Genomic DNA, 22,863 nt, shown 5'->3' with positions numbered 1-22,863 from the left:
CTGTACCGTGATTTCTTCATGTCGTTCTCCGTTTGCCTCATTGTAGGCCGGAGAACTCTAATTACGCATGCGCCGATTTTAGGGGATGGTTACAGGTAAGTCTGCAAAGAGCGTGCGCCGCGTCGGCTTGCTGATGCTCGGATGTGTTGGGCTAAGGTTATGAAATACGTAGATGAATTAACACTCCCAGAATTCGATGGTTGGGAGGGTTTACAGGAGCTTCGTGACCGGTGTTCTAGCTTAGAAGGTGTCGTTGCCAGGGTAGAGCCGGAATCGTCGCGTATAAGCGATCTGGCGGGGTTGCTGTTTCTACACAATCAGGTATTGCAGGAACAGTTGAAGCAAGAACGCATTCGCTGCAGACAATTTGAGAGGGATTTTGAGAAAATGGGGCGTGAAGATTTTGGCCGACTGGTGGAGTCGTTCTTAACTAAAGGGATGTTTGCGAAGCACGCGAAACGGTGGCCGAGTGGTGACGAGATTTTTAAGGGTTTGAGAAACGGTGACCAAACGGTGACGAGAAAGGCTGTTTTGCAGAAACAACAAAGCCCGGCTCTTTCGAGACCGGGCTAAGTGTTTGATAAATCTGGTCGGGACGGTAGGATTTGAACCTACGACCCCTTGCACCCCATGCAAGTGCGCTACCAAGCTGCGCTACGCCCCGTAATTTGCTAACTACCGAGAAACAAGGTTTATCTCAGTGGCTTAGCGGGAGCGAAGTCTACACCAGGCCAAAATAAAAATAAACACCGCACCGAGGAATTTCTGCCTGAATCAGCGCAATTTGGTTTCCCGCAACGCCAGCACGAACTCCGGCGGCTCGAAAGTCTCCGGTTGTGCACTCTCCCAGTACTTGTCGAACACCCCGAGGCCGGTTTTGCCTTTGAGCAAGGCTCCGGGCTCCAGGAAGGGGAACAAGTCCATGTAGCTGTGCACTTCGGTTTTGGAGACGCGGCGGACAATGTGCTCGGGCCCGAGCTCAGAGGGGTGGTGCAAACCGGCGGCCTGAAGCAGGTTTTGCAGGGCATCCAGAGTGTTTTTGTGGAAGTTGTATACCCGCTCGCTTTTCGGCGGCACGTCCAGCTTGTTGCCGCGACGCGGGTCCTGGGTCGCTACGCCGCTGGGGCAGCGGCCGGTATGGCAGTTCAGAGCCTGGATGCAGCCCAGAGAAAACATATAGCCGCGGGCGGAGTTGCACCAATCGGCACCGAGCGCGAGTGTGCGTGCGATGTTGAAGGCCGAGGTAATTTTGCCGGCGGCGCCGATGGCAATGTCTTCCCGCAAGTTGGTCGCCACCAGTGTGTTGTGCACCAGCAGCAAGGCCTCGGTCATTGGAATGCCCAGGCGATTGATGAATTCCAGTGGCGCAGCGCCTGTGCCGCCCTCTCCGCCGTCAACGACAATGAAATCCGGCTTCTTCCCGGTTTTGAGCATGGCCTTGACGATGGCAAACCACTCCCAGGGGTGGCCGATAGCCAGCTTGAATCCAACGGGCTTTCCGCCCGACAGGCGGCGCAACTGGTCCAGAAACTCCAGTAATTCGATGGGTGTCGAAAATGCGGAATGGCTGGCGGGCGATACGCAATCTTCACCTACACGAACGCCGCGTGCCTCGGCGATTTCCGGAGTGACTTTTGCACCGGGCAGAATACCGCCGTGGCCGGGTTTGGCGCCCTGAGATAGTTTGACCTCTATCATTTTCACCTGTTCAAGCGTGGCGTTTCGCTCGAACATTTCGGGATTGAAGGAACCGTCCGGGTGACGGCAGCCGAAGTAACCGGAACCGATTTCCCACACCAGGTCGCCGCCGGGCTCCCGGTGATAGCGGGAAATGGAACCTTCGCCGGTATCATGGTAGAACCCGCCTTTTTTGGCGCCGGTGTTCAGGCTGAGGATAGCATTGGCCGAGAGTGAGCCAAAACTCATTGCGGAGATGTTGAAGACGCTGGCGCTGTATGGCTTGTCGCAGTTTCTTCCGATGAGAATCCGGAAATCACTGCTGCTGAGCCGTGTCGGCGTCATGGAGTGGTTCATCCACTCGAAGCCTTCGTCATACATACCCAGCTGGGAACCGAAAGGGCGTTTGTCCAGAACGTTCTTGGCCCTCTGGTAAACGATGGTGCGCTGCTCCCTCGAGAAGGGGCGCTCTTCGGTGTCTGACTGGATGAAGTACTGGCGAATTTCGGGGCCGATCGATTCAAACAGATATCGGAAGTTGGCCATAATCGGATAGTTTCGGCTGACGGTGTGCTTCCGCTGCAACAGGTCTCGCGTGCCAATCGCTGCCAGTGCTCCGAATACGAGGGGAAACAGATAGCCTGTGCCCAGCCAAAGGCTGACGGGTAGTGAAATAACCAGTCCGGCGACACTGACAGCATAAGCCGTATAGCGCAAAGGGAAGGTGGTGGTTTTTTCCATGGAAACCTCTTGCTGTCTGGTTGCATCGGGATTTGGCAGCGGCGCAGTATAACCTACGTCACTGACGCGACCAGTGGACTTCTCCGTTCGCGGTCGCCCCCATCCATAAAAAAGGCATTTTTTTTTGCTTTTGATGTTTTGAGCTCAAAATAATAAACTAAACGGCTTGTAACGAATGAATCGAATCTCATTCCGTTATCTATTCACTCAGTATATTCAGTGATCACACCAAACCAGGAGGCGCCAACGTGGGCGAGGTAGTGAAAGACGAATATCAGACGGATTACGTCGCAGGCCAGGATAATATCAATCCGTTCGGCCTGGATCTTCATAACTGGGTTTTCCCGGTATCGGCAATCATTGTTGTCTTATTTGTAGTTGCAACACTGATGTTTCCGGCCGCGGCCAAGGAAACCCTGGATGGCACCAAGTGGGATATCATTGCCACTTTTGACTGGTTCTTCCTGCTCAGTGCCAACCTGTTTGTGGTTGTCAGCCTGGCGCTGATCTTTATGCCGGTTGGCAAGATCCGCCTCGGCGGCCAGCAGGCGACACCGGAATTCTCGACGCTCTCATGGTTTGCCATGTTGTTCGCGGCAGGTATGGGCATCGGCCTGATGTTCTGGGCCGTAGCCGAGCCCGTGGCCTACTACACCGGCTGGTACGAGACCCCGTTCAACGTGACTCCGAATACGCCGGAGGCGCAGGATCTCGCCATGGGCGCTACCATGTACCATTGGGGCCTTCACCCCTGGGCCATTTATTCGATTGTTGCCTTGTCGTTGGCGTTCTTCTCGTTCAACAAGAATATGCCGCTGACAATCCGCTCAGCATTCTTCCCGTTGTTGAAAGACAAAGTGTGGGGATGGCCCGGGCACATCATTGATGTGCTGGCGGTAGTTGCAACCATCTTCGGCCTTGCCACGTCTCTTGGTTTTGGCGCCCAGCAGGCGGCTTCTGGCCTCGACTACCTGTTCCAGGTCGGTTCCGGCACCAATGTTCAGATGGCCATTATTGTCGGTGTAACTGCCGTGGCTTTGATATCGGTTATGCGTGGCCTGGACGGCGGTGTAAAGATTTTGAGTAACATCAACATGGGCACAGCTGCCGTGGTGTTGTTCTTCATCCTTTTTGCCGGCCCCACCATGACAATCCTCGAAACTATCTGGATAACCTCTTCCAGCTATGTTGCAAACGTCATTCCGCTCAGTAACCCGTTTGGCCGTGAAGATGAGGCCTGGTTCCAGGGCTGGACTGTGTTCTATTGGGCGTGGTGGATCTCCTGGTCGCCGTTCGTAGGTATGTTTATCGCGCGGGTTTCCAAAGGCCGCACGGTGCGGGAGTTTGTAACCGCTGTGCTGATCATCCCGACCGTTATCACTTCCGTGTGGATGAGTGGTTTCGGCGGAACAGCTCTGGAACAGATTCAGCAGGGTGCCGGGGTGCTCGCCGAGAAAGGTCTGACAGAGGTGTCTCTGGCTACCTTCCAGATGTTTGAGCAGCTGCCTCTGACCGGTATCGTGTCATTCATTGGCATTATTCTGGTGCTGGTGTTCTTCGTGACCTCTTCGGATTCTGGCTCGCTGGTTATCGACAGCATCACGGCCGGCGGTAAAACCGACGCTCCGACCGCCCAGCGTGTGTTCTGGGTTGTAATGGAAGGTGCCATCGCGGCTGCCCTGATCTTTGGCGGGGGTGATGACGCCCTGGGCGCGATCCAGGCTGTGGCCATCAGTGCCGGACTGCCGTTTACGGTCATTTTGCTACTGATGACCTGGGGCTTGCTGAAAGGCCTGACCCACGAAAGAAAGTTACTGTTGCAACGGGGCGAGCTAGCCTCCTGATCAGCAGGTGCTTACAAAAAACCGGAGCGTTAATCGCTCCGGTTTTTTTATGCCGGTTGGTCGGTGTTCAGAGCCGGGCAAAGCTTTCCATGGCAAACGCTGCCCGCTCACGGGGGCTGAAGTGTGGGCGTTTGAGATGTTCAATGGTCCGGAGTCTCGGCAATAACCCGCAGCCGTTGGCCATCTGGATAGCCAGGCCGGGGCGTGCATTCAGTTCAAGCAGTAGCGGGCCTTCATTAGCGTCTACTACCAGGTCTACGCCCATATAGCCAAGACCGGTGGCTTCAAAACAGCGGGCCGCCATTTCCAGCATATTTTCCCAGTCGTCGATTTTGATGTTTTCCAGGGCCAGCCCGGTATCCGGATGCAGGCTGATTGGCCGATTGAACTGTACGGCGTTCAGGCTCTGGCCGGAGCCGATATCCAGGCCAACGCCAACGGCGCCCTGGTGGAGATTGGCTTTACCGTCGGAAGCGGTTGTAGCCAGGCGTAGCATCGCCATTACCGGATAGCCCTGGAACACAACAATACGAATATCCGGTACGCCCTGGAATGAATAGCGCGCAAGGGTCGGCGATGATTGCACCAGGCTCTCCACAATAGCTACATCGGGGGCACCCGCGAGAGAATACAGCCCGGCGAGGATATTGGTGAGATGACGCTCCAGCATCGCTGTGGGGATGCGGGCCCCGGAGGCTTTGATAAATTCATCTCCGTCCCGGCCGGTAACCACGGTAATGCCTTTGCCGCCAGATCCCTTGGCCGGTTTGATGGCGAATCCGGCCAGATCCTCCGCCATGTCCCGGAAGTGGGATATCTCATGCTGCTGACGAACCACCTGCAGCAGGCGAGGGGTCTGCACATCGTATTCGCTCACCGCCAGCTTGGTTTTGAGCTTGTTGTCCACCAGGGGGTACGAGGACCGGTCGTTGTACCGCGCAATGTAATCCACATTGCGGCGGTTCATGTTCAGCATGCCCAGCCGTTTCAGCTGGCGGGGAGAAATCCAGTCCATATCAGTCGTAGGCCTTCATGGGAGTAAACCGTCTGAGCTCGCTGAGCTTGTAGCCGGTGTACTGACCCATTAACAGAATCAGGCCCAGGACAACCAGATGTAATTCTGGAAAGTTGAACGTCAAATGGCCAGCCAGGGGCATACTCATGGCCAGGTAGGCACAGATGGCTACAAACAGACTGCCGGAGCCCTGAACCAACACCTCACGGGCCCCTTCTTCTTCCCACAGTATCGACATACGCTCGATGGTCCAGGCGATGATAACCATCGGGAAGAAGGTCACGGTCATACCGGTATTGAATCCCATCTGATAACCAACGATGCTCAGGCCGGCCGTGATGAAGATAACCAGAATGATCAGCGCCGAGATGCGCGACACCAGCAACAGGTTCAGGCTCGACAGATAGCCCCGTAATACCAGGCCGATGGCCACGACAGAGAGAAAAGCAATCAGCCCGGGCACCAGCGTGGTTTGAACGAAGGCGACCGCAATCAGAACCGGCATGAAGGTGCCCGATGTCCGGATACCGATAACGATCCGCATGAAGGCAACAATGAGCGCGCCAATCGGGAGCAAAAGCAGCATTCGGAACATACTCTGTTCTTCGATCGGCAACTGGTAGAAGCCGAGAACGCTCAGGCCGTTGGCGTCAGACTCAAGTGTGGCCAGCTGTAAGGCAGGCACCGTTTGCCGGAGCATGGAAAAACTGACCTGAGAGTCGTCACCGCCCACAACATCCAGCAAGGATTCGGACCCCTGCCGCCAGAGCAGGAGGTTTTCGGGGACGCCCTGTTCGGCAGTACGAGGATCAAAGGACAGCCAGCGTTCGCCGTTGTAGATTTGCAGAAAAGGCACCAGCTGCTGGCGCCGCCGCGCATCCTCAAGCCTGAGGGCATCGGCGGTTCGCGCGGCAATGCCGGCGTGGTTCAGCATTTTCACCAACAGCTGCAGGTAGTTGTCGTCGGAAATCAGCAGCGTGGTGTTCTGGGTACGCTGATCGGGTTGCATCAGGCGGATCAGTTCGCGGGTCATGCTTTCAGGGGAGCTTGAGCGTTCGGAGGCCTGGCTCAGCAGCTCCCGGACGGCAGTTGCCTGAGGCTCTTCCCAGAACACGGTTTGGGCCCGGGGGATTCGCGTGGGCCGCTGCGGTTTTGCGTCTTCATCGGGTATGAACTGGGCCTTGAAGTAGAGCGTCTGGGGCCCGGTTACTTCCCGCTTGGTCCACTCGGCACGGCGCCCGCTGTTGCTGTCCAGAATGGAAAAGCCGTACCCGGGTGAGGCGGCCTGTTCTGTCAGAATCCGGAACCCGGGCGGTTGTTCGGGTATGTGCAGACTGACTTCCGCAGGGCTGCCAAGGGCCTCGAAATCCACTCGCGCCTCGATCATCCAGACCGGGCGCTGCTCGCCGGTCATCCAGGGAATGCCCAGCTCAACATGGCGCCATGTCGCCATGGCAATGCCGGCGGCGATCAGCAAAAATACGAATGCATAAAAGGGGACTCGGGAGCGAACCGTCATTCTTTGTCACCGCTGGTGGATTGTTCCAGATAAGACTCCGGCAGCTCTGTGGCGAACTCCTTGCCGACATCGATCAACATCACGTCGCGCAATACGTTACGGCCAATGAGGACTTCATAAGTGAGGTTGGCGCGGTCCGCCAGGGTAAACTCGGCCACCTGTTGATGGTCGCCGATGGCAAACTGAAGCTCCACCACCACCCGTCGCTCTGACTCATCAGCACTGGACTGGATGATTTTCACGCGGCGGGAAATCTCTTTCTCCATCGAGACCCATTGGCTCTGGTCTGAGCCGGGAACCGGCACCTCAAAACGGACCCAGTTGCTACCGTCGCGTTCGAACCTCTGGATATTGCGGGCGTGCATCGACGAAGTCTCGGCACCACTGTCGATGCGGGCGGTATACACCAGGCTCGGCCCGGCCAGAAAAAACTTTTCGACTTCGCCGACCACCACTTTGCCTTTCAGGCGATCAGCGCGGCCTTTGTCTTTACCGGGGGTGGGGCACCTGGGGGCGGCCTTGGGCGGCGGGCAAGAGGGTTTCTGAACCTGGGTCGAAATCGCCTGCAGAATCGTCTGGGTGGATTCCTGGTTTTGATGCAAAAGCTTTTCTTGCCTTACGCTGGCGTTCTGCTCCATGGTTACGAGTGTCGCGCGTTGGCTTTGCACCGAGGCGCGAACGTCTTCGAGATCGCTTTTCTGAACCATAAGATAACGATCAGATGTGCAACCTGAGAGCACGAAGGCCAGCCCCGTGAACGCGACTGTGCAGACCGAGCGGGCTGTTAAAAACCTGGACCCCATGAATATCCCCTGAACCGGCTGAGCGTATGATCGGCATGGATGCCACAGCCATTGGATGTGATTGTCAATCAGGCGGGAGAGTATACTACAACGGGCTTGCCGGGTGTCTTTACAGATGGTTAAGGCGCGGGTTAACCCCCCGCCAGCGGACCTTTGCCGAGGGAGGTTTCGGCTCTCAGGTATTCCTGTATGACCGGCGAGCAATTCAGATAGAACAGCAGCAATTCTCTCTGAATGTCTTTGTCCTGAATGCGAGCCGCATAGGAAATGACGTCTTTCAGGGCCTGGTCGCTGGAGTCTGTATCGGTTGGGAGTGAAAAATGCCGGCCATACCGGCTTTTCAGCAGCTGGGTCAGGCGTTCAAGGTGGAACTCGCCAGTGTGGGTGATGTGAGGGAGTGCCCGCACCCTGTCCCCGGCCTGCGCAAACGGCGGCTCAGCGTCTGGGCAATTTGTCTGGAGAAAGTCTGCTCCGAATTTTTTCCACAATTCCTTGAACATACGCTGACCTGCGAACCAATGCCTCCCCCCATGGGGCGCATTGTTTGGGTGCTTTTTAATCGTTGTAGATGAATTTACGTCCGGCGTCCATAGCCGGATTGTCGCAATGTTGATAAATGCCAAACAGTCGATGCCCGCCGTGCGCGGTGAGGGTGGGGAACAGGAAAAAAGGGCAGTCATTGGGTTAGACTGTGGGGCCTTTATTGGCGGCGTTCCCGAATCAACATCCCCGTAACCAAGGAGAATTCGCAGGTGCTAGATGCGCTCACCCTCACCATGGCAGAACGCCCGGATTGGCTCGCTGGCTGGTTCGTCACTCTGTCTGCCGCCGCCTTGTTGCTTTTGGGAGGCGTGGTCTGGCTGCTTGGGCAACGGCGGCGGAATCAGACTGCGCTATCGGAATTAGCGGAAGATCTCGAGGAACGCGATGCCCAGTTGCAGGCGTTCGGGCAATCCCGGGCAATTCATGAGCAGGAAGTTGATCATCTGCGTTCGGCATTGGCAGACGAGAAGTCCCGTTGCGAACGCCTGGAGCAGGATGCAGAGCAATGGCGCCAGAAGTCAGCCACGCTGGCGAACCGGTTGGCCTCGCTGGAATCGGAGTTAACCGCCAGGCAGGAGCGCATTGCTCAGGTGGTTGGCGAAAGTGAGCGGCATCGTCTGCGCGCCGAGTCGCTCGCCGACCAGTTGGGTGAACTGAAAGTCGAACTTCGCGAACAGCAGGTGACACTGGAAAAAGAGCAACGCAACGCCGCCGAGAAACTGGAACTGCTTGAAAGAAACCGCGATGCGCTGAAGCAGGAATTCGAGAATCTGGCCAACCGGATCTTTGAACAGAAAAGCGAACGCTTCAGCCAGCAAACCCGCACCAGTCTCGATTCGCTATTGAATCCGTTCCGTGACCAGCTCCAGGATTTTCGCAAGCGGGTAGAGGATGTCTACACCACCGAAACCCGTGACCGCCAGGCCCTGCGCAGCGAAATCAAGTCGTTGCAGGAATTGAATCGGCAGATTACCGAAGAGGCGGCCAACCTGACACGCGCGCTCAAAGGCGACAAAAAAATCCAGGGTAACTGGGGGGAATTGATTCTTGAACGGGTACTCGAGCGCTCCGGCCTGCGCAAGGGAGTGGAGTATGAGACTCAGGGCAGCTATCGGGGAGAAGATAATCAGCTCCTGCGCCCGGATGTGATTGTGCATTTGCCGGATCAGCGCAACCTGGTGATCGACTCCAAGGTGTCGCTGGTTGCCTACCAGCAATGGGTGACGGCGGACGAAGACGGCGAACGGGAAGAGGCGCTGAAGCAGCATATTGAAGCCGTTCGCAATCATATCCGGACCCTGAGCGAAAAAGATTACAGTCAGCTTAACGGCCTGCATTCGCCCGATTTCGTGCTGTTGTTCATGCCCATTGAACCGGCATTTGTGGCAGCATTCCAACAGGATGAAAATCTGTTCGCCGAAGCCTTTGAGCGTAAAATTATTGTAGTGACGCCCACCACCTTGCTGGCGACATTACGAACCATCGAGAACATCTGGCGTTACGAGCGCCAAAGCCAGAATGCCCGCCGCATAGCCGAGCGCGCCAGTGCGGTGTATGACAAGTTACGGGTGTTTGTTGAGGCGATGGAAAAGCTGGGAAGCCAGCTGCATACGGCGCAGGGCACCTATGATAGCGCCATGAATACCCTGACCCGGGGGCGTGGTAATCTTATCTCCCAGGCTAACCGGTTTGTGGAGCTCGGGGTTCGGGTGAAAAAAGAATTGCCGAAGTCGATTGTGGACCAGGCGGAAGTGGATGCCGGAGATGTGGACGAGCCGGGGCGCACGCCCGCGATGGAGCGGGTGCCCGGTAAAGCCCACGCAGAGGACCAACAGGAGTAGTGGTATGTTGTTATCCAGGAAAATACGACGAGTGTCGGGCCGCAAATTGGTTGCGGGGTTGATGTTGTCGTCTGTGCTGACGGTGTCTACGGGCATGGCCTACGCGCTGGCCCCGGAGCACGAGATCCGCCGGCTGATGCTCGCAACCGAAGAAGCGGTAGCCGCCGAGAGCTGGAGTGAGGCCGGAGAGTACCTCAATCGCCTGCGGGCGATGGAGGGAGAAAAGCCGGCGGAGTATTTCTACTACCGCGGCCGGGCCATGCTGCAGGCCAGCCATCTGAACGAAGCGCGTTCAGCGCTGGAGCAATACATTACGCTGGCAGGGGCCGAGGGCGCGTATTATCAGCAGAGCCTGAAGCTGATTACCGATATTGAAAAAGCCAGCCGCGCCAGTATACGTGCCCTGGCAGAAGGACAGACAAATACTGAAGAGCCTGTCGCGGTGATCGAGCCCGCTGACGGGCAGGACCTGAAGACATTACGCACCCTGTACCTGGCGGACTCCGATAGGGAGGCCCTGGTTATTCATCTGAATACGTTGCTGGATACCGCCGGCTGGCGTCGTGACAAAACCATGGTGCGGCTGGATCGACCGGCAGACAAGCAGTATCAGGTCGCCCTGGGTAGCGGTAATATCAACATACAGGACATCGAGCGTCATCCCGATGGCGCGCTGGTGCGCAAAACACGGTCTTTGAGTGTGTTTGGTGTGAACCCGCAATTACGCTGGGACTGCGAGCCGGTTGTCGGCGCCTGTTGGGTATACGATCCACGGGACGGCTCCCGGTTGTTTCAGTTGGCGGATAACCGGAAGCAGACGCAGGACATTGCCCGCACATTAGGGCGATTGATCCGCAATCTGCAGCAAGGCAGCTCCGGCAGCTGAGGCCCTATTTCAGGTCGCCCCGTTCGCCTTCCCGCCAGGCGCCCGGGGTAACACCGGTCCATTTTTTGAAAGCCCGATGAAACGTGGACGGTTCGGTAAAGCCCACCCGCTCGGCGATGTCGTTGATGGGCATCTCCGGCTGGGCCAGGTAATAAATGGCCATATCCCGACGCAATAAATCCTTGATCTCCTGAAACGACGTATTCTCCTGCTTCAGCCGGCGCCGCAGGGTTTGCGGGCTGGTGTGCAGCTCCTGGGCTATCCAGTCGAAGTCCGGCATGGGCTTGGAGAAATCCCGGCCAATCAGGCCGCGGATGCGCCCCGTCCAGGTATTGCTTTCGTCTGGCCGCGACAACAGGTCTGCCGGAGAGGTTTTCAGGAACTGGCGCATCTCCGGCTTGTCCCGGATCACCGGGGCCGACAGGAAACGTTTGTTGAAGGTTAAAGCGGTGCAGTCAGACTCGAACGACAGCGGGCAGTGAAAAATATGCCGGTATTCGTCGCCGTGGTCTGGCCTTGGGTAATCGAATTCCGCCTTTTCCAGTTCCACGGGTTGGCCAATCAGCCAACTGCCCAGCCGGTGCCAGATCACCAGAAGGCTTTCCCGCAGGAAATAGTCCGGGTCGTGAATGGTGCCCTCAATTCGCGACACCAGCCGGGCGCGGTCCTCAAGGATCTCCAGTTCCATGGAAGCCATGGGCTCAAACAAGCGAGAAAAACTGAACGCCTGGCGGTACACCTCTTCGAGGGTCTGACAGCCAACCACCAGCGCACACATGGTTGCAAACGTGCCGGAGCGCGCGCGCCGGGGGCCCATGCCCATGAACTCATCCCCGGTGCGCAGCCAGATAACCTGCATCAGTTTGCTGAACTGGTGGCTGCTGACCCGAGCCATTTCAATGCGCAGAAGATCCGGGGAGATACCCGCTTCGTCAAGCAGCGCGCGGCTATCAAGCCCCAGGCGCCTGGCACCGGACAGGGAAGCGTCGACAAAATGTCGCGAGACGGTCAGCGTTGACATACACAGGCCAAAAAAACAGTGGAACTTCATCATAAGTGGCGGGCTCCACAATGCAACCCTTTGAATCCTGGATAGATGGCAGAAACGGCCAATAGGAATGACGGAACCGGCAGTTGGCCGGGCCAGCAAAACCCGTCAGCATTGAAAGGATTCCATGCCTGAACACGACAACAAGGAGATGCTCTATGGCAGGCCCGCTCGCGAACCTGAGAGTTCTGGATTTCAGTACCTTACTGCCTGGCCCCTACGCCACCATGATGCTTGCGGATATGGGGGCAGAAGTGCTTCGCGTCGAGGCGCCCGACAGGGTGGACCTGGCCAAAGTGATGCCGCCCTTCGACGGTAAATTCAGCACCACCTTTTCTTACCTTGGGCGCGGGAAACAGACGCTGCAGTTGAACCTGAAGCAGGAGGAGAGCATTGAGAAAGTCAAACAGCTGATTCAGGAGTACGACATTGTGGTGGAGCAGTTTCGCCCGGGGGTGATGGACCGCCTCGGAATCGGCTATGAGGCACTCAAAGCCATCAACCCGAAACTGATCTACTGCGCCATTACCGGCTACGGGCAAACCGGCCCCTACAAAGACCGGGCCGGCCACGACATTAATTATCTGGCCATCTCCGGTGTGGCCAGCCACTGCGGCCGCGCCGACAGCGGCCCGCCCCCCATGGGCATCCAGATTGCCGATGTCGCCGGTGGCTCCCACCACGCGGTGATGGGCATCCTCGCGGCGGTCATCAAACGCCAGCAAACCGGGCAGGGCGCCTTCATCGACATCAGCATGACCGACGCCGCCTTCGCCCTGAATGCCATGGCCGGCGCTGCCGCGCTGGCGGGTGGGCAGCCTCAGAAGCCCGAGGCTGGAATGCTCAATGGTGGTACTTTCTACGACTACTACCAGACCGGCGATGGCCGCTGGTTGTCTGTCGGCAGCCTGGAGCCGCAGTTCTCTTCGCGCCTGTGCGACACTCTGGGGTTGGGCGAACTGAAGAGCTATGCCCTGAGCCAGAAACCTGAACATCAGAGGGAGCTGAAAGCCGCTATCGAACAGAAGATCGCGGAGCGTTCATTGGCTGATTGGCAGGCGGTGTTTGCCGATGTCGATGCCTGTGTAGAGCCGGTGTTGACGATTGAGGAGGCGGCGGAACATCCGCAGTTGAAGGCGAGGGGGATGGTGGTTGAGAGAGATCGGGGAGATGGTGTAGGACAGAGGCAGTTGGGTTCACCGTTGAAGCTTATCTGAGGTAACAAAAAACCCGGCTTGGAGCCGGGTTTTTTGAGGTGGCCTTAATTATTCACCTGAGCAGAATGGTGGGAGATCTCCGATCTCGGCACCAAACGTGACAAGTGTCTCGCACACCATTTGACCGAACACCTCTTCGTTGTCCACAGATACCGGAGTGCCGTGAGAGCCAGCACTGTAGGTGGTGATCTCTGGAATGCCCAGAGTCAAGGGCTTGGTGCCAGACAGCGGAGCTGGGAAGCTCTCGATGGTGATATTGACCGGCAGGCCAGTCTCACTCGGAGGCAGGGTGTCGTTAAGCGGCGCAATGCCCCACACGTTTTCGTCGGCTGCGTTTGGAATCACCGTCTCTCCGGCAACCTCCGACAGCAGAATCATGTCTTCGCTGAGTTGGTCGACGAAGTTGATGGGATCCGCAGTATCGATCGCTGCCTGCAAAATGTTGAGGTAGCTCTCAAGACTGGAGCTGCCTTGCACCAACGCAGCATTGGCATCCTGCAAGCCGAACAGGATTCGCGGTGCGAATGAAGGTGAGTTTTCCAACAGTCGAACAACACCACCGCCCGGGGTCAACAAGCTTGCTGCATTCACATCGTTGAAGGCGGAAGGCAGAGTGTCGCTGAAATCCTGTTCGGTGTAGATGCTGTCTTCGATGGAGTTTTCGTTCACCGCAGCCATAAACGGTGCGCCGGTGATGGTGCCGAGGGAGTGACCCACGAAGTATACCGGGGTAGCGGCGGTGACCTCGGCAGGGCCATTAGAGGGCAGCGGGAGCGAAGCGCCCGGAATGTTGGCCGTGGGAATACCGACCAGTGATGCTCGCAAGTTCATCAGATCCAGAGCACCTTGGCGGATGTTGTCGCGCGTTGCAAGGAAGTTCTCCAGGTTGATAAAGAAGCTGCCGGATCCCTCGGTACCTGCAGCGTTCGCCGATGTGAAGTCCATCGCCGCCGGTGCGCCAGAGGCTGTAGCGTAAAGGCCGAAGTGGCGCTCAATCAGGGCATCCTCGGAGTTGGTCGCAGGAGCCAGACCGGGGACTGTGCTGCCGGCGTTCTCCACAGTTGCCAGAAGGCTGGTAGCTGTTGCCGGATAGGTTGGGTCGCCAGTGATGAGGCCAGGGGCATTCAACTGGTTCTCCACAGCCTCGACTTGAGTGGTGAACGAAGCGATGCGGTCGTTGGCAGTCAATGCTGCAACCGCAGCCGGAGCTAGCGCTTCAGCGACAGAGGCAGCCTGAGTTCGGATTTGCTCTGCATTTTCCTTAGGCAGATCTTCGATATCTTCCACGCCGTCTGGTAGCAGGGCGCTGATCGTTGCGGCTTCAATGAGCGCTTCCGCAAGCAATAGCTGCTCTTCCTCAGAGAATGGCGCAACACCATGAAGTGGCTGATCAATCGCAAACACCGCGTAGCCTTGCGCGGCCAGAGCGGTGCCAAAGGTCAGTGCGGCACTGCGGTCAGTGGTGATGCCGTGCTGATAAATGACCGCGCCTTTAATGTTGCCGTCGGAGGGATAAAGCGACAAGAGTGGAACGGTTCTGCGCGACTGCAGTTTCGGGAACGGGAAATTGTAGTTAACAGCCTTCGACACACTCGAGTCGGCTTGGGGCAGAGACAACTCGAGTGCCTCAAGAACCGCGTTCATATCGGTCGCCAACTCATCGTCGGCTTCCCAGTTCAGTGAAGCCAGGCCTGCGATCTCGTCAGGTGCGGACCCGAGGTAGTAGGGAAGCTCTACCGTGCCTTCAATCGCCAGAACGTTTTCAGAGCCTGGGATATTGCCTGCCACCGCCGAAACCAGGCCGACCGGGCTCGGAGAGGCTCCGGTAAAGTCGATTTTGCCGGTGCCATCTGGGAGGCTCCGGTTAACTCCTGGCAGCGGGGTGGGCAGGGCTTGTGCGAACTGAGATGCCAGAGCTACACCGACGCATTCGATGGCCTCAGCGCCGGTGAGGCCCGCACAGGGGCCGTTTTCTGCAAATAGTCCGTTGAGCGGTGATTTCGGATTCGGCGGCAAGCTCATGGGGAAAGTGTCGACCGCTTGTTTTGCCGCAGCTGCGGCCTCGGCGTAGCTGGTTTTGCCTGCAACTGCTGAGGTTTTCACGAAAGTTGTAAGTTGATCGCTTACCCATTTGGCCGGCTCGGCGATGTACTGCAGGACTTTTTCATCGTTGGAGGTTGTAAAACTGTAGGTGAGAGCGATCTCTTCTTCCGTCAGAGAGCCGCCAAGCGCCTTTACATAATTGACGGCAATCGGTTCCCACAATTTATTAATGAGTGTCCTGACGGGCAGAAGAGCGCCGTCGACCAGGCCCTGAGCAGGGTCATCGGCAGTCCCGCTGCCGGTCGCGTTGGCATAAACAGGGTCTTGGATGATTGAGTCGCCGTTAACGTCTTTGACGCCAGTGGTGATCAAGACAACGTAGCGTTTTTGAGGATTAAGGGGCTCAAGCGGCAGAATACGAATAGCCGAATTGCCATCAAGCGATTCCACATCGGCTCGTATTTTTGGCAGGCTCTGGGGGCCGCTCAACGCCAGCTCGAGGGTGGCCGGTTCTTGGGCCGCCAGGCCTCTTACGGGGTCACCACTGGCGTAGGAAAGTTCAATAAGATGCACAGTTTTGCCGGCAACAACCGTGCTTGCGTCCAATTGGCCACTAGTTTGAATGACGGCAGGCGCGACCGTGGAGGCGCCCGAAAGTTCGTTCAGTGCTGTTGTTACCGGCGGCAAGGTATCTTTAACGCCGAAGGTTCCATCCCCTTGTTCCGAATCAAAAATCAGGTCATTGGGGAGCGGCAGCGCACCCGTGGCAGGGTTGAAAATCGGGTAGGTTTTACCAAGAGTGTCAGCAGCATACTGCGGCTTAGGATTATCATTGCCCCCACTGTTGGAGCCACTCAGGCAGCCCGTCAACCCAAGGGAAGAAGCCACGGCAAGACTTATTAGAGTTTTCTTGAACATGGGTGGAACCTTTTCCTGTTGTTGTGTCGTTATATCCGGCGTAGACGGAACCGGTCGGCCCCAGGATTCCGCGCATTGCCTTTTCTGATTTGTTGGTTGTCTGAAATTGTAGCCAGCACGTTAAAGCCAATTTCTGTAGCTTCGACTATAGCGACAGAGTCGCAAGTGTTGATCAGCCGAAAGTGTGATTCTGGCGTTTCATACCGTGCCGGGTTTCAGGGTCACGCACATCCCTAAAGTAGTGTTAAAAGAGACGTTTGTCGAGATTCTGGCTCCGCGGTTTATACGCTAGCGAAAGGACGAAAAATCCGGTTTGCGTTTTTCCATGAAGGCCCGGAAGGCTTCGGCGGCCTCCGGGCTTTTCAGGCGCTCGGCGAACAGCGTGCCTTCGGTCAGCATGGTCTCCTGTACCGCTTCGGCCGTTGGGCGATTGAGCAGGGCTTTGGTGGCCCGGATGGCAGATGGTGCCTGTTCTGACAGCTGCTGGCAGGCGGCCAGTGCCTGTTGCTCGGTGTCTTCCGGGTTGCAGGTGCGGTTGATCAGCCCCAGTTCTCTGGCTTTGTCGGCATCAAAGGCGCCGCCCAGCATTAGCAGTTCAGCCGCGCGCACGCGCCCCAGCCAGCTCGGCAGTAACAGGCTGGAGCCACCTTCGGGGCAAAGGCCGAGATTGGCAAAAGGCATCTGGAAGCGGGCATTGTCGCCGGCAAACACCAGATCGCAATGCAGCAGCATGGTGGTGCCAATGCCGATGGCCGGGCCGTTTACGGCGGCGACCACCGGCTTGGGGGCCGTGGCCAGCAAGAGCAGGAAGCGGCCAACGGGGGTGCTGGCAAAATCGCCGGGCAGGCCCTGCACAAAATCGCCGAGGTCGTTGCCGGCGGTGAAGCAGTCGGTACTGCCGGTAAACAGGACGCATCGGATGTGGTCGTTTGCTGCCGCTTCTTCAAGTGCATCGCCCAAAGCCGTGTACATGGCGTGAGTGAGCGCATTTTTGCGTTCCGGGCGGTTGATTCGTACCCGAAGCGTCCGGTCGTGAAGTTCGGTAATCACAGGGTCGGTCATGAAGCCTCCTGGCGTCTTTCCATTGTTTTTGTCGGTTTGCCTGTGTCGGCCAAGAAGCCGATTATGCCGGCAGGGTCATCGTTTGTCGCATCCCTCGTTAGGACGATTTTCTGATAAACTCTCGCTTCTTTTTAAATGACGGGAGCTGCTTGCGGCTCCGGCACCCCGATAATCAGAAAGCTGATGAGGCGACTATGACCACCGTAATCCGCCAGGACGACTTGATCGAAAGCGTAGCGGACGCGCTGCAGTTTATTTCCTATTACCACCCGAAGGATTTTATTCAGGGCGTATATGAGGCCTACAAAAGGGAAGAGTCTCAGGCGGCGAAGGACGCCATGGCCCAGATTCTGATCAACTCCCGTATGTGTGCCCAGGGCCATCGCCCGATTTGCCAGGACACCGGCATTGTCACCGTATTCGTGAACATCGGTATGGATGTGAAGTTTGAATGCGATCAGCCCCTGGATGACGTGATCAACGAAGGCGTGCGCCGCGCTTATACCCATCCGGACAACGTATTGCGTGCCTCGGTTCTGGCCGACCCGGACGGCAAGCGCCAGAACACCAAAGACAACACCCCCGCCATCATTCATTACAAGATGGTGCCGGGTAACACCGTGGAAGTGCACGTGGCAGCCAAGGGTGGCGGTTCGGAAGCCAAGTCCAAGTTTGCCATGCTGAACCCCTCTGACTCGGTTGTAGAGTGGGTTCTGAAAATGATTCCGCAGATGGGTGCGGGCTGGTGCCCGCCGGGTATGCTGGGTATTGGTATCGGTGGTACCGCTGAGAAGGCGATGGAGCTGGCGAAAGAGTCTCTGCTGGACCCGATCGATATTCACGACCTGCAAGAGCGCGGTGCCTCTAACCGTTCTGAAGAGCTGCGCCTTGAGTTGTTCGAGAAAGTGAACGACTTGGGTATTGGTGCTCAAGGTCTGGGTGGTTTGACCACAGTTCTGGACGTGAAGGTAAAAGATTACCCGACTCACGCCGCCAACAAGCCGGTTGCGATCATCCCGAACTGCGCCGCGACTCGCCATGCGCACTTCACGCTGGATGGCACTGGCCCCTCCCTGCAAACGCCGCCGAGCCTGGACGACTGGCCGGAAATCACCTGGGAAGTGGGTGAGAACGTTCGCCGCGTGAACCTGGATACCGTCACCCCGGAAGACGTAAAAGACTGGCAGCCGGGTGAAACCGTTCTGCTGTCCGGCAAGATGCTGACCGGCCGTGATGCCGCTCACAAGAAAATGGTCGACATGATCGAGCGCGGCGAAGAGCTGCCGGTGGATCTTAAAGGCCGTTTCATCTATTACGTCGGCCCGGTGGATCCCGTGGGTGAAGAAGTGGTTGGCCCCGCTGGCCCCACCACCGCCACCCGCATGGACAAGTTCACCGACACCATGCTGGAGAAAACCGGCCTGACCGGCATGATCGGTAAAGCCGAGCGTGGGCAGGTGGCCATCGACGCGATCAAGAAGCACGGCGCGGTGTATCTGATGGCTGTGGGCGGTGCGGCTTATCTCGTTTCCAAGGCCATCAAGGGCGCAGAAGTGGTGGCCTTTGAAGAATTGGGTATGGAAGCGGTCTACGAGTTTGAAGTAGAAGATATGCCAGTAACCGTGGCGGTCGATTCCCGTGGCAGCTCTGTGCACCAGACCGGCCCGGTCGAGTGGCACGACAAGATCATTGCTGCCAAGGCGGTTTGATCTGACACTGCGGTAGAATCAGTGCAGCCCTGGGTGTTCTGCTCAGGGCTGCCACTGAAAGCTTTTCATCTTTACCCTGCCTTTGTAGACCTCCACCCCTTCGAGTCTCAATCTCTCGGTTTGTAGCTGGCGGATTTCTGAGCTTTCCGGAAAGGCAATCTGGCCGTTGCTCCGGATGACCCGGTGCCAGGGAATGTTGTGGCCGGCAGGCAGCTTGCCCAAGGCCCGGCCAACAAAGCGCGCCTGGCGGACAAGGCCGGCCATGGCCGCTACCTGGCCGTAGCTGGCCACTTTTCCTTCCGGAATAGCGGCCACTACCTGCCAGATTCTCTGCTCTTTTGTCGGTTCTTTTGCGAACTCGTCCATTCAGAGCTCCGGAGTGTCCGGGTTACAGGCGCAGAGCGCCATCCACTTCGATCATCCGCCCGGAAACGTAGTCGTTCTCAAAGATGAACGCCACCGCCGAGGCGATTTCTTCCGGCTTGCCCATGCGCTTGAGCGGAATGCCTGCGGTCATTTTCTCCAGGGCTTCCGGCTTCATGGAGGCGGTCATCTCGGTCTCGATAAAGCCAGGTGCAATGCCCATGCAGCGGATGCCGTAACGGGCAAGCTCCTTGGCCCAGACTGGCACCAGTGCCGAGACACCGGCCTTGGCGGCGGAGTAGTTGCTCTGGCCCATGTTGCCGGCGCGGGAGATGGAGGCGATGTTGATGATCACGCCCTGGTCGCCGTTTTCAATCATCCGGGTGGCGGCTTCGCGGCCACACAGGAATACACCGGTCAGGTTGACGTCGATCACCGATTGCCACTGGCTCAGTTCCATGCGCTTTTGCAGCTGGCCGTCCTTGAATTTCACCATCAAGCCGTCACGCAGGATGCCGGCGTTGTTGATCAGGCCATTGAGCTGGCCGAAATCGGTGATGATGGCCTGGAAGGTGGTCTCCACATCTTCTTCCCTGGCGACGTTGCAGACGTAGGTGCGGGCCTCGCCGCCGGCTTGTTTGCAGGCCTCAGCGGCTTCGGCGAGCTTGTCTTCCATCAGGTCGATGAGGGCCAGTCGGGCGCCTTTGGCGGCCAGATATTCGGCCATCGCCCGGCCGAGGCCCTGGCCACCGCCGGTGATTGCAATCACAGAATCTTGAAGTTTCATGGTTTGCCCTAATTAAGTTCAGAGGTGTTTATCGTTCTCTGTGTGTCTGCATCGTTGTTATGGGAGGCATTTTGCCCGTTTTCTTTTTTCTTTTCATTGTTATGCCCATCGCCGAGCTGGCTGTGCTGATTCAGGTCGGGGGCATGATTGGCGTCATGAATACCGTTGGCCTGGTGTTTCTGACCGCTGTTATTGGTGCCTGGTTGCTGCGCCAGCAGGGGCTGGCAACCCTGTTGCGTGCGAATGAGCGGCTGAACAGTGGTGAGTTGCCCGCCAAGGAGGTGGCCGAAGGGCTGATCCTCGCGGTGGGCGGAGCGATGTTGCTCACGCCGGGCTTTATCACCGATACCTTCGGGTTCCTGTGCTTGCTGCCTGGTACAAGGCATTGGCTGGCATCCCAGGCCCTGAAAAGGATGAAAGTGGCGGGCCAGGGCCAGAGCTTCTTTTTCCGTGCCGGAGGTACCGGCGGGCCATTCGGAGGCGGTCCGTTCGGCCCCCAGCGCCCGTTCGACCGGGATGCCAACGGCGACATTATCGAGGGCGAGTATCAGGATCAGACCCAGAGCGATCGCGACCGTCTTCAGCACGGTTCCGGTGATTGGAATAACGACGAAAAAAAGTGAATTTTTTTTGGGGGCGGGTGTTGAAAACCTTCCGGCCAGCCCCATTTACACACCACAGATTCGCCTCAGGCTGAAAACGACTGACTATCAGTAGGTTGGATGCAGAGGCAATTTGTCGGGTCCGGATATCCGGCCAGACATTTTTAACAGCAATTGTCATTGCCACATCAATCTGACTATTGGAGAAACCGAGCAATGAAAATTCGTCCGCTACACGATCGTGTTGTCGTGCGCCGTAAGGAAGAAGAAGAGAAAACTGCAGGTGGCATCGTGCTGCCGGGCAACGCCAAGGAAAAGCCGTCCCAGGGTGAGGTAATTGCCGTTGGCAATGGCCGTATCCTCGATAACGGCGAAACCCGTGCACTGGCGGTCAAGGTGGGTGACACCGTGGTTTTCGGTCAGTACGCCGGTAACACCGTAAAGGTTGACGGCGAAGAGCTCCTGATCATGAGCGAGAACGACATCTACGGCGTGCTTGAGTGATCGCTGAGGCGACCGGCACGAACTCTCATTATTCCGACTGACTCAACGATTTCGGTTTAACGAACAGGAATAGAAGACATGGCAGCAAAAGACGTTAAATTCGGTGATAGCGCACGTAAGCGTATGGTCGCAGGCGTCAACGTTCTGGCAGACGCGGTTAAAGTGACCCTCGGCCCGAAAGGCCGTAACGTGGTTCTGGAGAAGTCCTTCGGCGCGCCGACCATCACTAAAGATGGTGTTTCCGTCGCCAAGGAAATCGAACTGTCTGACAAGTTCGAGAACATGGGCGCCCAGATGGTGAAAGAAGTAGCGTCCCAGGCCAACGACACGGCCGGTGATGGTACTACTACCGCAACGGTTCTCGCCCAGTCCATCGTTAACGAGGGCGTAAAGGCGGTGACTGCCGGCATGAACCCGATGGATCTGAAGCGCGGCATCGACAAGGCTACGACTGAAGCGGTGAAGGCAATCCGCGAGATGGCCAAGCCCTGCGATGACAGCAAGATGATTGCCCAGGTTGGCACCATCTCTGCCAACGGCGACGAAACCATTGGTAAGATCATTGCCGATGCGATGCAGAAAGTTGGCAAGGAAGGCGTGATCACGGTTGAAGAAGGCCGTGGCCTGGAAGACGAGCTGGACGTAGTCGAAGGTATGCAGTTCGACCGTGGCTTCCTGTCTCCGTACTTCATCAACAACCAGGACAATATGTCTGCCGAGTTGGAAGATCCGTTCATTCTGCTGGTCGACAAGAAGATCTCCAACATCCGCGAACTGCTGCCGGTGCTGGAATCCGTTGCCAAAGCCGGCAAGCCGCTGCAGATCATCGCCGAAGACATTGAAGGCGAAGCGCTGGCGACTCTGGTCGTGAACAATATGCGTGGCATCGTGAAGGTCAACGCCGTGAAGGCGCCTGGCTTTGGTGATCGTCGCAAGGAAATGCTGCAGGACATCGCGATTCTGTCCGGTGGTACCGTGATTTCCGAAGAGGTTGGTCTGACGCTTGAGAACACCACCCTGGATGACCTGGGTACGGCTAAGCGCGTTAACGTCACCAAGGAAAACACCACCATCATTGGCGGTGCCGGTGCGCAGGCGGACATCGAGTCTCGTGTTGAGCAGATCCGCAAGCAGATCGAAGACAGTTCTTCCGACTACGACAAGGAAAAACTGCAGGAACGTGTTGCCAAGCTGGCTGGCGGTGTTGCCGTTATCAAGGTAGGCGCCGGTTCCGAAGTGGAAATGAAAGAGAAGAAGGCCCGCGTTGAAGACGCACTGCACTCTACCCGCGCCGCGGTTGAAGAGGGCATCGTACCGGGCGGTGGTGTCACCCTGATTCGTGCCATCGCGGCTCTGGAAGGCGTAGACGCGATCAACGAAGAGCAGAAAGCCGGTGTGAACATCCTGCGCCGTGCCATGGAAGCTCCGCTGCGTCAGATCGTTTACAACGCAGGTGGTGAGTCCTCCGTTGTGGTTGCCAAGGTTCGCGAAGGCGAAGGTTCCTTCGGTTACAACGCCGCGACCGAAGCCTATGGCGATATGCTGGACATGGGTATCCTGGATCCTGCCAAGGTGACCCGTTCCGCGCTGCAGGCGGCCGCTTCTGTGGCGTCCCTGATCATCACCACTGAGGCGATGGTTGCGGACGAGCCGCAGGACGAGTCTGCCGGCGGCGGTATGCCGGACATGGGCGGCATGGGTGGAATGGGAGGCATGGGCGGCATGATGTAATGCCGGCCAG

Annotated in this window: 19 protein-coding genes and 1 tRNA gene; 9 read left to right on the top strand and 11 right to left on the bottom strand. The window is 57.3% G+C overall.

The window, feature by feature from the left end:
* Window positions 1–159 precede the first annotated feature (159 nt).
* Window positions 160–573, top strand: coding sequence for a hypothetical protein (locus ACP2AU_RS03205; RefSeq protein WP_426374403.1), 414 nt, complete (start codon window positions 160–162; stop codon window positions 571–573).
* Between the two features lie 14 nt (window positions 574–587).
* Here the strand turns inward: ACP2AU_RS03205 and ACP2AU_RS03200 are convergent.
* Window positions 588–664, bottom strand: a tRNA-Pro gene (locus ACP2AU_RS03200).
* Window positions 665–774: 110 nt separating this feature from the next.
* On the bottom strand, window positions 775–2,418 hold the full coding sequence (locus ACP2AU_RS03195; RefSeq protein WP_426374401.1) for an FMN-binding glutamate synthase family protein: 1,644 nt from the start codon (window positions 2,416–2,418) through the stop codon (window positions 775–777).
* A 248-nt stretch (window positions 2,419–2,666) separates the two neighbouring features.
* On the opposite strand from ACP2AU_RS03195, the gene ACP2AU_RS03190 reads away from it, so the two are divergent.
* Window positions 2,667–4,262, top strand: coding sequence for a BCCT family transporter (locus ACP2AU_RS03190; protein ID WP_426374399.1), 1,596 nt, complete (start codon window positions 2,667–2,669; stop codon window positions 4,260–4,262).
* A 67-nt stretch (window positions 4,263–4,329) separates the two neighbouring features.
* Here the strand turns inward: ACP2AU_RS03190 and ACP2AU_RS03185 are convergent, their stop codons facing one another.
* The 4 genes from ACP2AU_RS03185 to ACP2AU_RS03170 all read right to left on the bottom strand — a co-directional run bounded on the left by ACP2AU_RS03185 (window position 4,330) and on the right by ACP2AU_RS03170 (window position 8,099).
* Window positions 4,330–5,277 (bottom strand): alpha-L-glutamate ligase-like protein, encoded by a 948-nt coding sequence (locus ACP2AU_RS03185; RefSeq protein ID WP_426374397.1) that lies wholly within the window; start codon window positions 5,275–5,277, stop codon window positions 4,330–4,332.
* A 1-nt stretch (window position 5,278) separates the two neighbouring features.
* On the bottom strand, window positions 5,279–6,796 hold the full coding sequence (locus ACP2AU_RS03180; RefSeq protein WP_426374396.1) for an inactive transglutaminase family protein: 1,518 nt from the start codon (window positions 6,794–6,796) through the stop codon (window positions 5,279–5,281).
* A complete protein-coding gene (locus ACP2AU_RS03175) occupies window positions 6,793–7,599 on the bottom strand; it encodes an ATP-dependent zinc protease (protein ID WP_426374395.1) in 807 nt (268 codons plus the stop codon). The genes ACP2AU_RS03180 and ACP2AU_RS03175 overlap by 4 nt, the downstream gene beginning before the upstream one ends.
* 131 nt (window positions 7,600–7,730) lie before the next feature.
* The gene (locus ACP2AU_RS03170; protein WP_426374393.1) at window positions 7,731–8,099 is read right to left on the bottom strand and encodes a hypothetical protein; all 369 of its coding nucleotides are present in this window, start codon (window positions 8,097–8,099) and stop codon (window positions 7,731–7,733) included.
* 276 nt (window positions 8,100–8,375) lie between these two features.
* On the opposite strand from ACP2AU_RS03170, the gene rmuC reads away from it, so the two are divergent.
* Together rmuC and ACP2AU_RS03160 are read left to right on the top strand one after the other, a co-directional pair.
* Window positions 8,376–9,983, top strand: coding sequence for a DNA recombination protein RmuC (gene rmuC / locus ACP2AU_RS03165; protein ID WP_426374437.1), 1,608 nt, complete (start codon window positions 8,376–8,378; stop codon window positions 9,981–9,983).
* 31 nt (window positions 9,984–10,014) lie between these two features.
* On the top strand, window positions 10,015–10,869 hold the full coding sequence (locus tag ACP2AU_RS03160) for a hypothetical protein (RefSeq protein ID WP_426374392.1): 855 nt from the start codon (window positions 10,015–10,017) through the stop codon (window positions 10,867–10,869).
* Window positions 10,870–10,873: 4 nt separating this feature from the next.
* Here ACP2AU_RS03160 and ACP2AU_RS03155 read toward each other — a convergent pair whose 3' ends face one another.
* A complete protein-coding gene (locus tag ACP2AU_RS03155; protein WP_426374390.1) occupies window positions 10,874–11,890 on the bottom strand; it encodes an AraC family transcriptional regulator in 1,017 nt (338 codons plus the stop codon).
* A gap of 185 nt (window positions 11,891–12,075) precedes the next feature.
* Between ACP2AU_RS03155 and ACP2AU_RS03150 the strand changes: the two genes are divergently transcribed.
* Window positions 12,076–13,134, top strand: coding sequence for a CaiB/BaiF CoA transferase family protein (locus ACP2AU_RS03150; protein ID WP_426374389.1), 1,059 nt, complete (start codon window positions 12,076–12,078; stop codon window positions 13,132–13,134).
* Between the two features lie 48 nt (window positions 13,135–13,182).
* Here the strand turns inward: ACP2AU_RS03150 and ACP2AU_RS03145 are convergent, their stop codons facing one another.
* Window positions 13,183–16,095 carry a hypothetical protein gene (locus ACP2AU_RS03145; protein ID WP_426374388.1) on the bottom strand — a complete coding sequence of 971 codons (2,913 nt, stop codon included), beginning with the start codon at window positions 16,093–16,095 and terminating at the stop codon, window positions 13,183–13,185.
* 288 nt (window positions 16,096–16,383) lie between these two features.
* Window positions 16,384–17,157 carry an enoyl-CoA hydratase gene (locus ACP2AU_RS03140; RefSeq protein WP_426374387.1) on the bottom strand — a complete coding sequence of 258 codons (774 nt, stop codon included), beginning with the start codon at window positions 17,155–17,157 and terminating at the stop codon, window positions 16,384–16,386.
* A gap of 194 nt (window positions 17,158–17,351) precedes the next feature.
* Between ACP2AU_RS03140 and ACP2AU_RS03135 the strand changes: the two genes are divergently transcribed.
* Window positions 17,352–18,866, top strand: a complete 1,515-nt coding sequence (locus ACP2AU_RS03135) for a fumarate hydratase (RefSeq protein WP_426374385.1) — start codon at window positions 17,352–17,354, stop codon at window positions 18,864–18,866.
* A gap of 42 nt (window positions 18,867–18,908) precedes the next feature.
* Here the strand turns inward: ACP2AU_RS03135 and ACP2AU_RS03130 are convergent, their stop codons facing one another.
* Both ACP2AU_RS03130 and ACP2AU_RS03125 read right to left on the bottom strand, forming a co-directional pair.
* Window positions 18,909–19,232 carry an MGMT family protein gene (locus ACP2AU_RS03130; RefSeq protein WP_426374383.1) on the bottom strand — a complete coding sequence of 108 codons (324 nt, stop codon included), beginning with the start codon at window positions 19,230–19,232 and terminating at the stop codon, window positions 18,909–18,911.
* 22 nt (window positions 19,233–19,254) lie between these two features.
* Window positions 19,255–20,016: an SDR family oxidoreductase gene (locus tag ACP2AU_RS03125; RefSeq protein ID WP_426374381.1), complete on the bottom strand. Its 762-nt coding sequence runs from the start codon at window positions 20,014–20,016 to the stop codon at window positions 19,255–19,257.
* 71 nt (window positions 20,017–20,087) lie between these two features.
* Here ACP2AU_RS03125 and ACP2AU_RS03120 point away from each other — a divergent pair, with 71 nt between their 5' ends.
* From ACP2AU_RS03120 to groL, 3 genes are all read left to right on the top strand, one after another.
* Window positions 20,088–20,639, top strand: a complete 552-nt coding sequence (locus ACP2AU_RS03120) for an FxsA family protein (protein ID WP_426374379.1) — start codon at window positions 20,088–20,090, stop codon at window positions 20,637–20,639.
* Between the two features lie 195 nt (window positions 20,640–20,834).
* On the top strand, window positions 20,835–21,122 hold the full coding sequence (gene groES / locus ACP2AU_RS03115) for a co-chaperone GroES (RefSeq protein ID WP_011785505.1): 288 nt from the start codon (window positions 20,835–20,837) through the stop codon (window positions 21,120–21,122).
* Between the two features lie 78 nt (window positions 21,123–21,200).
* The gene (gene groL, locus ACP2AU_RS03110; RefSeq protein WP_426374377.1) at window positions 21,201–22,853 is read left to right on the top strand and encodes a chaperonin GroEL; all 1,653 of its coding nucleotides are present in this window, start codon (window positions 21,201–21,203) and stop codon (window positions 22,851–22,853) included.
* Window positions 22,854–22,863 lie beyond the last annotated feature (10 nt).

Origin of the sequence: Marinobacter sp. VGCF2001 (assembly GCF_049943275.1) — a bacterium.
Lineage (GTDB): Bacteria > Pseudomonadota > Gammaproteobacteria > Pseudomonadales > Oleiphilaceae > Marinobacter.
Note: the sequence above shows the minus strand (reverse complement) of the source record. Positions and strands in the feature narration are given on the sequence as shown.